Here is a 12,502-nt window from a genome sequence, read left to right on the forward strand (position 1 = left end):
CAATAACCAAAATCTCTTAAAACTATTAGGTCAAAAGATCAGATAGAACAAAGTATATACCATATAAATAGGATGCTTGTCTATATTGCTTTTCAAAAACTCTATTCTTTTTGCTATCATTTGCTAACGTACTTTTCTTTCTAGGGTATGACTAGGTTTGTAATACAATTTTTGTCATTTTTATCCTGATAATAACTTCATTTTATCTTAAATGATAATAATAGAAGCAATACTTTGCTATATTAACTTACATGTTGATGATATAATCATACTCTTGTTGTTCGATCAATTAGCGTTGGAGGGTCAATTCTTTTGACTGTTTTATTTGTACAAGAACAACAAGGGAGAACGGTAAACATTTTCTACGGATATAACGGCTGTTGAAAAGTTGTTTATTATTTGTTTCAATGCCATGAGTAGCTGTTGTTATGATATTGGAAAGATTGGTGGAGATTGGATCAGCATTATGATTTTGCAGATATCGGAAGGTGATAATCTGCGCATAAGAATAGATTTTAATTTGTTACGAAATTCAGATGGAGCTTACTCCAACACACTTAAGAAAAAATAGCAATTCATTATGCAATGCAGTAAATGAAACGTATGTCTAAAAATTATGTGTTAATTGGAAAATTTTGTCATGAAAGTTTAAGATAAAGAACTCATCATATTTTCCGGAATTATATGTTTTCTGGTGATCATAGGATATATCTGTATTTTTTAAGTATATGGAAAAAGTGATAGCGTAAGCACTTCTTAAATGATCGGTGACTCTTTTAAAACAATAGAACAGATCTCGGGATTATTTTGAAAATCCAAAAATAACAGATAGTGTTAAATCTCCAAGCAATAGTTAATCTAAAAACCAGTTTTATATTTGAAAAATCATTAATAATAAGGTGATAATATCTTTTTTTCTGATCTTATATTTTAGATATTTTCTTAAAATCTACATCCAATGTTCATAAAAGTTATGTTTGCTTTGTTCTAATTTAATTGTTTTTAAAATGATTTTTTGCCAAGGCATTCATTATCTAAAAATTGATCTCTATATAATTGGTTTAGAAACAAAAGCTATTAATCATTCTAAATATATAATTAATATTTTTTATAATAAAAAACATATTGACAATAAGTTAAACGATATTTAAAACACTTTGTATTTATTACTGTAAATAATAATCGTTAAGTTTTAAAAAAGCTGAAAGGTGTGCACTGATCGTTTGAGGTGTGCACTGATCGTTTGAGGTGTGCACTGATCGTTTGAGGTGTGCACTGATCGTTTGAGGTGTGCACTGATCGTTTGAGGTGTGCACTGATCGTTTGAGGTGTGCACTGATCGTTTGAGGTGTGCACTGATCGTTTGAGGTGTGCACTGATCGTTTGAGGTGTGCACTGATCGTTTGAGGTGTGCACTGATCGTTTGAGGTGTGCACTGATCGTTTGAGGTGTGCACTGATCGTTTGAGGTGTGCACTGATCGTTTGAGGTGTGCACTGATCGTTTGAGGTGTGCACTGATCGTTTGAGGTGTGCACTGATCGTTTGAGGTGTGCATGGAAAAATCTCCTAGTTCTAAAGCTTCTACATCACAGAAGTACGAAAACGGAGTGATTAGTATAGACAATAAATCGAGTACAGAGTCGATAGATATTTCTCAAAAGGAACTACGAAAGTCTGTAGAGATGTCTATCAACGTATATATGATTAATGGGCTTTACATTCTTCCTGAGGAGTTTGCCTTTATAAAGAGGTATGTGACTGCAGCTGATAGTTTTTTACGCGATGATCTCTCATCTAGTGATTTTTTACTTAGAGATTATTTGTTATTCAGAGATCTTACACGGAAGAAATTTAATATTCCGGTGGATGAGGTTTCGCTAAATGGCTATATCTATGCTAATAGTTTAACGCTGAGAAATGAATATGAATTGCAGGGCATAGAGTTTCAAGATATATGTGCCTATGATGTATTAGAAGCAGAGTACAGGCTTAAAAAAGAACAGCTACCAGGAAAGTTTGATTCATCTAGTGATTTTTTACTTAGAGATTATTTGTTATTCAGAGATCTTACACGGAAGAAATTTAATATTCCGGTGGATGAGGTTTTGCTAAATGGCTATATCTATGCTAATAGTTTAACGCTGAAAAATAAATATGAATTGCAGGGCATAGAGTTTCAAGATATATGTGCCTATGATGTATTAGAAGCAGAGTACAGGCTTAAAAAAGAACCGCTACCAGAAAAGTTTGATTCATCTTATCTAAAATATCTTCATAAATGTTTGTTTGAGAAAACGTTCGAATGGGCTGGGCATACCTGTGATATTCCATTTACATTTTTAGATGGCACAGTTACCACGGTGCCAGTCAATAATAAAATTAAAGACGGTTTAGAGAGAATCGATCAAATACTAGCCGAAAAGAATAATTTGAAAGGTTTATCACATAAAGAGTTTGTTTATGAAGCATCGATGATATTTGCTTTGTTTAGTAATTTAAGACCTTTTGCAGTTGGAAATGGATGTGCACAACGGATATTTATGGAACAAATAGCCGAAGCAGCAGGGTATAGGCTTGACTTCTCGGTTGTAACAGAACAACGCATGCGATCTGCTAATAATGCTGCGTTACCACGTGATGGCAGAGCTGTAGGCAATATCACTCCTATGTGTCATCTATTTGAAGATATCTCCAATCCAGAAAAAGTGGATGTTTTAAGAGAATTCATGAATGCCATAAGGAATGCGGGATCTTTTGATGAGTATGCAAAGGTGATAAATAGGGTTATTGTAGTGCCAAATGAAGGTTCTACCTATACGGGTATTTGTAAAGGTTATAGCCCAGATTCCATCATGCTCATGATAAATGATAAGTATGTTATATGCAAAAAAGATTATTTTGCACCAGAAACATTAACAGCATTACGGCTTGGTGACAAACTTACTTTTAGAGCTTCTGTGCCAGAAAACTTTGAGAATATTCTTATTCCAGAAGAAAAAGTAGCTCCTTTGACGGAAAAAGAAATTGTTGCAAGAATTGCAGGTAATATTTTCGTTCAAAAGAGTCGACAAAAAATCAAAACTTTATCAAAATCTGTCTATAAAAGCTCGAAAATATTGGATGCTGATATCAATCTTGTTAATATAGATTCAGGTTTCGGTGAACAGTATATCAGACAGAATATGAGTCTTTTTAAATATATGTCTAAATTGGCAGGTACGGAAATATTGGGTATTGACAGTCCACGGCGCAAACAAGCTAAGAAAGATTACTTTAATCTCACTCAGGAATTTGATAATTATATAAGTATTGTAGTCTCTCTTAGAGAGCACATTCTTCAAGAGCACCAAGAAAAACAAGAACGTTGTCAGCAAGCGATAAAAATGCCTAGTCAAGCAGTGCAAAATATCCTTTCTATGTCTGAAGAAGATCAGATCAAAGCTTTAAATGCCAATCCCTCACTTTGCAGAGAAATTACAGGTCTTGTGGATAAAGTCAAAGATCGTCTTACATTTTGGGAGTATCAAACCCTTGATGATAGAGATTATGAGAAGCTCGCTAAAAGTGTCGGTATATCATTCAGTAGAGCACAGAAAGTCACAGAAATTATTAAGAAAGCTCAAAAAGTATGTCAGCTAACTAGAAGCAGAGCTCATGAATCGAAAAAAATGGAGCATAATCTATTACAAATATAAGATTTACATTTTTTATTTTTTTATATTCATGGGGGCAAAGCATTTGTGTAAAGTTTGTATTTATCTCGATTGTAATAATCTGAGGTACCATAATTTTTTGTTCAGTCAGTATTGGATTTATCAAAACAAAAAATAGCTCGGAAAGAACTTTCAATTTATAATGAGCTAAAAAGGAAAATGTAAGATTCTATTTCCTTACCTTTAATTACACTATCTTTAGTATTTAAAAAATATAAACGAAATTAACATATTATTCACAAAACCTATTGGTGCACCCGAAGAGATTCGAACTCCTGACCCCCAGATTCGTAGTCTGGTGCTCTATCCAGCTGAGCTACGGGTGCACACTCAGTTCTTTTAGTTAGGATATGGAATTCTTAATTGTTTCATTAGCGAATTACAAGTGAAACTTGGCAAAAATAGAGATTTTTATCTATTAGTCCATTATATTCTATTAGTTTATTATATATTGTTGTTTAAATACTGTTGTAATTTTTTGATTGCTAGAAAGTTTCTCCATAATATTTATATCATTGTATCATAATAGAGTTCCAATATGAACGATAGTTAACTTGACGGTCTGATCTACGAAAGATAGTCAAGTATAGATGAGATACGTTTTTGTGATGAAAGTTTAAGAGACACTATCTGTAATTTGGTTTTTGATAAAACTTAAATATTACACAAAATTATTTCATACAGATGTGTGTATTCATTATAAATCAAGGATAGAGGTGTCAAATTGTGGAAAAAGACTGTTCCATTAGTCCTTTTAGCTTTCGTTTTGATTATTTCTTATTGTAAATCAAAATACAGTTTAGAAAATTCTACTCATGCAGTAAATCAAGTAAAAAATGTGCCCCATAAAATACTAAAATCACCGACAAATATGTCGGCAGCGAAAGTTATTGTTGATTCTGTTCAGGTTAAAAATTTTAATGAAACGCTCAATTTAATTGGCAACGGAAAAGCTATTGCAGCGGTAGGATTAACTCCTTGGTCGGTAGGTGTTATTGATAAATTTTTTGTATCAGCTGGAGAAAAAGTGCAAGCTGGTGATTTGATTGCAAAACTTGATTCTAAAAAGGAAGAGATAGCCGCTGCAAGAGCTAAGGTACAACGTGATAATAGTGCTTTAACGCTTTCGCGTATTCTGAAGTTACGTGCTACTAATACAGCAACAGAGGTGCAAGAACTGACAGCACGCTTAGAGCTAGATAATGCAAATTTGGCTTTGCGCGATGCTGAATTAGCACTTGATCGGCGGACAATTCGTACACCAATTAATGGAATTGTTGGTATTTTACCTATTGATGTAGGGAATGCTATTGCTCTTAATACTGAAATAGCTCGTATTGAAAATAGAGAGCGCATTTTAATCGATATATGGGTACCTGAACGATATGTATCACGCATTAGCAAAGGAGATGAAGTAGTTGTATCTTTAACAACACAGCCGAATGAGACTTTCGTTGGTTATATTCATGCGATTGATAATATAGTTGACGTTGCAAGCCGTACATTTCGCGTTCAAGTTGAGATCGAAAATAAAAAAAATACACTTATGTCTGGTATGTCTTTTTCTGTGACATTTCAATTCGATAGCGGCGTATTTCCTGTTATTAATCCCCTGGCGGTTCAATGGGATAGTAAAGGGGCATTTGTATGGTGTGTAAGAGAAGATAAGGTAGAACGTATTCCAGTATCGATTATTAAGCATAAAACAGATCAAATGTTTGTAAAAGCGTTTTTAGAGAATGATGATCAAGTTGTTATACAAGGGGGGCAAACGCTTTATCCAGGTAAGAGTGTCATTGTTGAAGACTCAACAGGTTCCAACAGTAATTAAGTAATTATGAGTAATGAATAAGCGGGATGTATAATGAGTCAAGAGCTTCAAACAAAACAATTTGTAACAGAGCCAGAACAAGGTAGTATGATCGCATTATTTATTCGGAGGCCAGTTTTCACTTTTGTTGTGAATGCTATGATCATAATTGCAGGACTTTCTGCATGGATGAATGTTGATGTACGCGAATTGCCCGATGTTGATATTCCAGTAACGACGATTATGACAATTTTTTCTAGTGCATCAGCAGAAACAATTGATCGTGAAATTACGAAAGTTATAGAAGATGCTGTTGCTCGTGTTTCAGGAGTTAAAACAATTTCTTCAACTTCTTCTTTTGGTCGTTCTCGTGTACAAATTAATTTTAATGTTGGTGTTGATTTAAATGTTGCAGCATCTGATATTCGTGATGCTATTTCTCGCATTACTTATTCTCTACCAAAAGATGCAGATTCACCTTTAATTATTAAAGCAGATTCAAATGCTGCTTCGATGATGTATTTAGTTGTGACTTCACCAACAATGAATATTGATGATTTAACAACGATTGTAAATGATCAAATTATTGATACGCTTTCTGCTGTTGATGGTGTTGGTGATGTGCAAGTTGATAGTGCTCGCACGAAAATTTTTCAGATTGATGTCGATCAAGTGAAGCTTGCTAGCTATGGATTGACTGTGGGTGATATTTCGCGTGTTCTTGCTGATATGACAACTGATGCTCCTGTAGGATCATTGCGCAATTCTAGACAAACCTTAATTGTACGTGCGACTGCTCGCTTGACAACACCTGAAGCTTTTGAACAAGTTATCTTAAAGCCTCATGTGAAACTTGGAGATGTTGCACGTGTTACTTTATCCCCTGATGTGGAAACAGTTATTCTTCGCGTTAATGGGAAAACAGGGATTGGGATAGGGATTGTGCGTAAAGCGCAATCCAATACTCTCAATATTTCTAAAGGTGTTCGCACGGTTCTTGAACAACTTAAAGGTGTTTTGCCTCCCTCTGTGCATATGAGTATTCTTAGTGATGATGCTATTTTTATTCAAAGTGCTCTTCATGAAGTCGAGGTTGCTTTAGCCATCGCTATATTAAGTGTTATTTTAGTTATTTTTCTTTTTCTTAGAGATATTCGTGCAACACTTATTCCTATTTTGTCTATTCCAGTTGCTCTTATAGGGACAATTGCAGCGATTTATCTTGCAGGGTTTTCATTGAATATCTTAACATTTTTAGGACTTGTTTTGGCAACGGGACTTGTTGTGGATGATGCAATTGTTGTTCTTGAGAATATTGTTCGAAGGCGTAATATGGGATTAGGATCTCGATCAGCAGCAGTAGTAGGAACACAAGAAGTATTTTTTGCTGTTTTAGCAACGACATTAACTTTAGTTGCTGTTTTTGTACCTATTTCTTTTCTTCCTGGACAGGTTGGAGGACTTTTTAGAGAATTCGGTTTTGTTTTAGCTATTTCCATTTTGCTTTCTTCAGTTGTTGCTTTGACGCTTTGTCCTATGCTTGCTTCACGCTTTCTTAAACAATATGTTGAAGACAGTAAAGAAAAAGCGCATTATTTTGCTCTTTTGGATAAATTAGGTACTTTTTTTAGCAGGAACTACGCTTATAGTTTACATAAATGTTTAGAACGTCCTTGGACTGCTGTACTGGTTTCGTTTGTTTTTGCAAGCCTTTGTCTTGGAGGCTACATGAAATTACAACAGGAATTAACACCAACAGAAGATAGGGCCGTTGTTTTTTTAGTTATTAATGGGCCACAAGGGATTTCAGTGCAATATTTGAATGAGCAGGTGAAGCAGATTGAAGAGAGCTTAGAGCCTTTGCGTGATGCTGGTGAGATTGTTAATAGTTACTCTGTTGCTGGAGTTGGTGGTTCACCTAATAGTGCTTTTCTTGTTTTGTTGCTTTCATCTTGGGATCAACGTTCTCGGAGCCAGCAAGAGATTGTAGAAGATATTAATGTGAAGGTTAAAGCATTTCCGGCAGTATTCGTATTTGCAGCTCAAGGAAATTCATTAGGAGTCCGAGGAACTGGTCAAGGATTACAATTCGCAATTCTCGGAGATAATTATACAAAATTACAATCTATTGCTGGCGAGCTGATTAAGCTTTTGCAATCTGATACGCGCTTTATTCGTCCGCGGCTTACGGTAGATGCAACACAACCACAATTTTTTATTGAAATTGATCGAGAAAAAGCTTCTGATTTAGGTATTGATATTACTAATTTGAGTAATACGCTACAAGCAATGTTAGATGGAAGAAAGATCGGTTCTATTTATGTAGATGATCATTCTTACGATGTTAAACTGACATCGCGTAAGAACCCCATTACTGATCCGTCTGATCTGGAGAATGTTTTTTTTAAAACTACAGACAATAAATATGTTCCTTTATCCGTTATTGCAAATTTGCATGAAAAAGCTATTGCACCACAGTTAAAACGAGAAAAACGTATGAGTGCAGTTGTGTTGAGTACAAATCTTGCTCCAGGTGTTTCTTTGGGAAATGCGTATCAAGCTATAGAAAATATTGCTTCTCCTTTATTAGTGGAAGGAAATTATATTATTCCTTTGGGTGAAGCTGCAACACTTAGTGAGACATCTTCTAGTTTCATGAGTGTTTTTGGTATCGCCTTTGTGATTATTCTGTTGGTTTTAGCTGCGCAGTTTGAGAGTTTTATTTCAGGTTTTATTATAATAGCTACTGTACCATTAGGACTTGGTTGTGCTGTAATTGCTATGCTTTTTAGCGGTGTTAGTCTGAATATTTATAGTCAAATTGGTTTGATTTTATTGGTGGGAGTTATGGCAAAAAATGGTATTTTAATTGTTGAATTTGCAGATCAGTTACGTGAGCAAGGTAAAAGTGTGCGTGAAGCTGTAGAAGATGCGGCAAATATTCGTCTTCGCCCAGTATGTATGACAATGATTTGCGCTATCTTAGGAGGAATTCCTTTAGTTTTAGCAAAAGGTGCTGGCGCAGAAGCACGTATAGCTTTAGGATGGGTTATTGTTGGTGGTTTAGGTCTAGCAACGATTTTTACTCTTTTTATGACGCCAGTTGTTTATCTCTTACTTGGACGTTTTGTACAACCAAAAGCAGAACAAGCTCTGCGTTTAAAAGACGATCTTAGCCACATTGACTGATTTTTTTAAGAATAAAAGGTGAATAGATTTTTAAATTTTTTATTTGAAAGATATCATTTTAGTACTTTATCTTTTTTATTTTTGCGTAGCTTTATTTTGTAAGCATGCAATAAAAAGTAAGTTGAATAGTTTTCTATCTTGTTACCATTAATGTTTAAAATTCTATTATCAATGGTTAGGGAGATATAATTGATAATTCGTAATGAAAAAGCTTTTAATGAGACTTTGAAGGCACTAAAACAGCATCTTATAAAAGATAGGGTTTGTGATATCCGTCAACATTTTACAGAAGATGCACAACGTTTTACTCATTTTTCTTTAAAACTTGATGATTTTCTTTTTGATTTTTCAAAGTGCGGTGTAACATTTAATACTTTGCGACTTTTGGATAATCTTGCTGTTGCAACAAATGTATTAGACTGTTGTAAAGCAATGTTTTCTGGTGAAATTATTAATAAAACAGAACAACGTTCAGCCCTTCATGTTGCATTGCGTTTTTCTGTCGATGAAATTTTTATGTTAGATGGATGCAATATTGTTCAAGATATTCAAGCTGTTTTTTCCCGCATGGAAACATTTTCTGAAATGGTCCGCGATGGAAGTTATAAGGGAAGCAGTGGTGAGAAAATACTTGATATTGTGAATATCGGTATTGGGGGCTCTGATCTTGGGCCTGCAATGGTTACGGGTGCCTTGAAGCCATATCATAATGGTCCACGTTGTCATTTTGTTTCTAACGTTGATAGTGCACATATTTCTGACACTCTTGCTAATTTAAATCCAGAAACAACGTTATTTGTTATTGCCTCTAAAACTTTTACTACAGTTGAAACAATACTTAATGCTCGTGTTGCACGTCAATGGATTAGTGCGCATTTAGGTGAGGAAGCGATAAAAACGCATTTCGTTGCTGTATCAAGTGCAGTCGATAAAGTGATAGAATTTGGTATAGCTCCATCAAAAATTTTTAGATTTTGGGATTGGATAGGAGGGCGTTATTCAGTTTGGTCAGCAATTGGCCTTGTTATTATGTTGGCAATAGGTGGTCAGAACTTTCGTCAATTTCTCAAAGGCGCTCAGCAAATGGATCAACATTTTAAAAGTGCGTCTTTACATCAAAATATTCCTATTCGGTTTGCCCTTTTAGGATTCTGGCATCGCGTGATTTGTGGTTATACATCACGTGTTATTGTTCCTTATGCGCAGCGTTTGGAGCGTTTGCCAGCTTATTTACAACAGCTTGATATGGAATCAAATGGCAAGCAAGTTTTTTTAGATGGTAAGCCAATGAATTTTCCAAGTGGGCCGATTGTTTGGGGGGCTTCAGGGACAAATGGACAACATGCTTTTTTTCAGTTCTTACATCAAGGAACAGATATCGTTCCTGTAGAATTTATTTTATTTGCAAAAGGGCATGAGCCAAATTTATGTCATATGCATGATATGCTGGTGGCTAATTGTTTGGCACAGTCAGCAGCTTTGATGAAGGGTCGCGATATTAAAGAGCGACAACATATTATTCATAGAGCTGATAATACTGATGTGGATAATTTAGCTCTTCATAAAAGTTGTAAAGGAAATCGACCTAGTATTATTTTGCTTCAAGATTTATTGACGCCTTTTACTCTTGGTCGTTTAATTGCACTTTATGAGCACCGTATTTTTGTTGAAGGCATTTTAATGAATATTAATTCATTTGATCAATGGGGTGTTGAATTTGGCAAAGAGCTAGCAAATGAACTATTGCCAATGATTGGTGGAGAAGGTGAAAATAATGATCACGATAGCTCAACATTAGGATTATTAGCGCATATTCAAAACAGGCGTATTAAATAAAACGTCTGAATTTGAGTATGTGCATGTGTAATAGAAAAGTCTTTAATAGATTAATTATCGAATGTATAGAAATATCACTTAAAACTATAAACATTACACAACTCTTATAACGTAGCACTTATAATATTAATTTAAAACTCTCAAATACAGAAAAAATATATAAAAATTAACACTAATTTTTATGTAAATGATCAAACGTTAAAAATGACATCACTACCTCATCAGAGATTTATATTCAATAATCCTTTTTTTGTGTGCTGATACAGATATAGCTTTACCCCCTGTTACGACTGTATGTCTTCCAAATCTCTCAAAAATGGTTTCATGTTTTTTGTTAACGATTTCTTCTTTAGATCCAGGATTTCTTTTCACATATTGCTCAAGACGTCTGAAACCTTGCACGTGTTTATAAAAGTCGATTGGAAGATATGTATCCAAAAAACCAGGAGATAAATGCACTTCTCTATCCCACCGATCACCTTTAATATTATCTCTATGTAATTTTTCTAATTTGTCAGATCGAAGATAAAGTTTTTTAGCGAGAGATAAACTAAAAATTCCACATTCAGATATACTTCGCTGAATATCCATTTCCGCCATAGAAAAATAACAGTGAGGTAATCGAGATTCTATGATTGATTGCATTTTTGCTCCTAGAATTGCTGGTATTGGAAGATCGAATCTCGCAGGTTCAAATAATATCAAAGATATCTTGTTATCGATAGTTTGGTGATCAACTGTTGCAAAATGAATGTTATTATCCTTTCCTCCTACGTTAATTATATATCTAGAAGACTTAATTCCATTCTTAATTGTTTTTTTGATTGATGCGACGAAATCTATAAGTTCTTTAATCAATGTAAGATTCATTTCTGGGTATTTATTATTCGCCTGCCTTATCAAGGCATGCATCATTTTAAAATCTCTTTCTGCATAATTAACGTTAGGCCAATAAAGATTAACAATGTCACGTTCTAAATCTGTAATAACGTTTGTTAGCGATTCACTACTTAAATCAACATCATCTTCGGTATTAGATAAACCAACAGCACTTTTTATCGCACTCAATAATTTCCGCATTAAATCATTTCACATTATAAAAATTTTTAATAATCTTGAATGATATAACATGATTATGATTACACTATGTCATAGATTAATTTTCTCTCTTTCTGAAAAAAGAAGGTAAAATTAATATTTTAAATCTAAAAAGATTTTATGATAAGTTTTGAAGAAATTTATTTCTCCATGTTAATTAGTTAACATGATTAGCAATTTTTAATTAGCAATTTTTAAAAACAGTGTTACAATCTCATCGCCAATGGAGCTATCATAACGAATTCTACTATGGACATCTTAAGCCAAAAATTCAATCTCTGTAGTTCTGAAAAATGAAAAAGCCAATGCAAATGTCATAGGAAGCTTTAAGTGTTTTATGTGGATTGTTGAAAGAAGTATGTTCAAAATAATATTTATAGGATTTATTATTTCTAGTTGCGTAGCTTGAATAATTAACAAAAGCGTAAATTTATCCTTACTTTTTATTACTAATGCTGGTATTACTTGGGATTTATGGATTTATGAAGTTGATATGTTTAGGTTTTATAGGAAGCTTGATACTTGGATCATTGTTAAGTTCGGAATCTAGATTTGGATAGACAGCTTTAACAAATGGAAAGAGCTTTTTCTATCCAGATGTTATTTATCTTAATTGTTTGTTTTTGTATTCTATCCAAAGTGAAATACTCGCATGGATAGTAGTAGCCGGTAAGAGAGCTTATAGATAAGCACTTAAATATCGTTAGCATTCTTCGCTACCTCTATTTCGAAATAATTATAATTAAATGGCTTTGTAAAAATAATTGGATACTAAATGTTTTATTGTTTAAAAAAAATTATTAGGTTAGATGATGGTGTTTAATACATTAACATTCTCCGTATGATTACTGTAAC

The 12,502-nt window shown here is 33.9% G+C and carries 6 protein-coding genes and 1 tRNA gene; 4 read left to right on the forward strand and 3 right to left on the reverse strand.

The annotated features are described in order from the left end of the window. Nucleotides 1-1,166 precede the first annotated feature (1,166 nt). Nucleotides 1,167-1,556 carry a hypothetical protein gene (locus BA1379B_RS06670; RefSeq protein ID WP_153574805.1) on the reverse strand — a complete coding sequence of 130 codons (390 nt, stop codon included), beginning with the start codon at nt 1,554-1,556 and terminating at the stop codon, nt 1,167-1,169. On the opposite strand from BA1379B_RS06670, the gene BA1379B_RS00590 reads away from it, so the two are divergent. Continuing rightward, nucleotides 1,555-3,696, forward strand: a complete 2,142-nt coding sequence (locus BA1379B_RS00590) for a BID domain-containing T4SS effector (protein ID WP_236829046.1) — start codon at nt 1,555-1,557, stop codon at nt 3,694-3,696. The two genes, BA1379B_RS06670 and BA1379B_RS00590, sit on opposite strands and share 2 nt — an antisense overlap. Before the next feature lie 267 nt (nt 3,697-3,963). Here BA1379B_RS00590 and BA1379B_RS00595 read toward each other — a convergent pair. Next, a tRNA-Arg gene (locus BA1379B_RS00595) sits at nt 3,964-4,040 on the reverse strand. Between the two features lie 398 nt (nt 4,041-4,438). On the opposite strand from BA1379B_RS00595, the gene BA1379B_RS00600 reads away from it, so the two are divergent. The 3 genes from BA1379B_RS00600 to pgi all read left to right on the forward strand — a co-directional run bounded on the left by BA1379B_RS00600 (nt 4,439) and on the right by pgi (nt 10,549). Continuing rightward, entirely contained in the window at nt 4,439-5,545 is a 1,107-nt protein-coding gene (locus BA1379B_RS00600; RefSeq protein WP_153574806.1) for an efflux RND transporter periplasmic adaptor subunit, read from the forward strand. 33 nt (nt 5,546-5,578) lie between these two features. Beyond that, a complete protein-coding gene (locus BA1379B_RS00605; protein WP_035006324.1) occupies nt 5,579-8,713 on the forward strand; it encodes an efflux RND transporter permease subunit in 3,135 nt (1,044 codons plus the stop codon). 189 nt (nt 8,714-8,902) lie between these two features. Next, nucleotides 8,903-10,549 (forward strand): glucose-6-phosphate isomerase, encoded by a 1,647-nt coding sequence (gene pgi, locus BA1379B_RS00610; protein WP_078692285.1) that lies wholly within the window; start codon nt 8,903-8,905, stop codon nt 10,547-10,549. 213 nt (nt 10,550-10,762) lie between these two features. On the opposite strand, the gene BA1379B_RS00615 is transcribed toward pgi, so the two are convergent. Then, entirely contained in the window at nt 10,763-11,617 is an 855-nt protein-coding gene (locus BA1379B_RS00615) for a YopJ/AvrA family T3SS effector serine/threonine acetyltransferase (RefSeq protein WP_236829047.1), read from the reverse strand. Nucleotides 11,618-12,502: the final 885 nt, after the last annotated feature.

It is taken from the genome of Bartonella sp. A1379B, assembly GCF_002022485.1.
GTDB lineage: Bacteria > Pseudomonadota > Alphaproteobacteria > Rhizobiales > Rhizobiaceae > Bartonella > Bartonella rochalimae.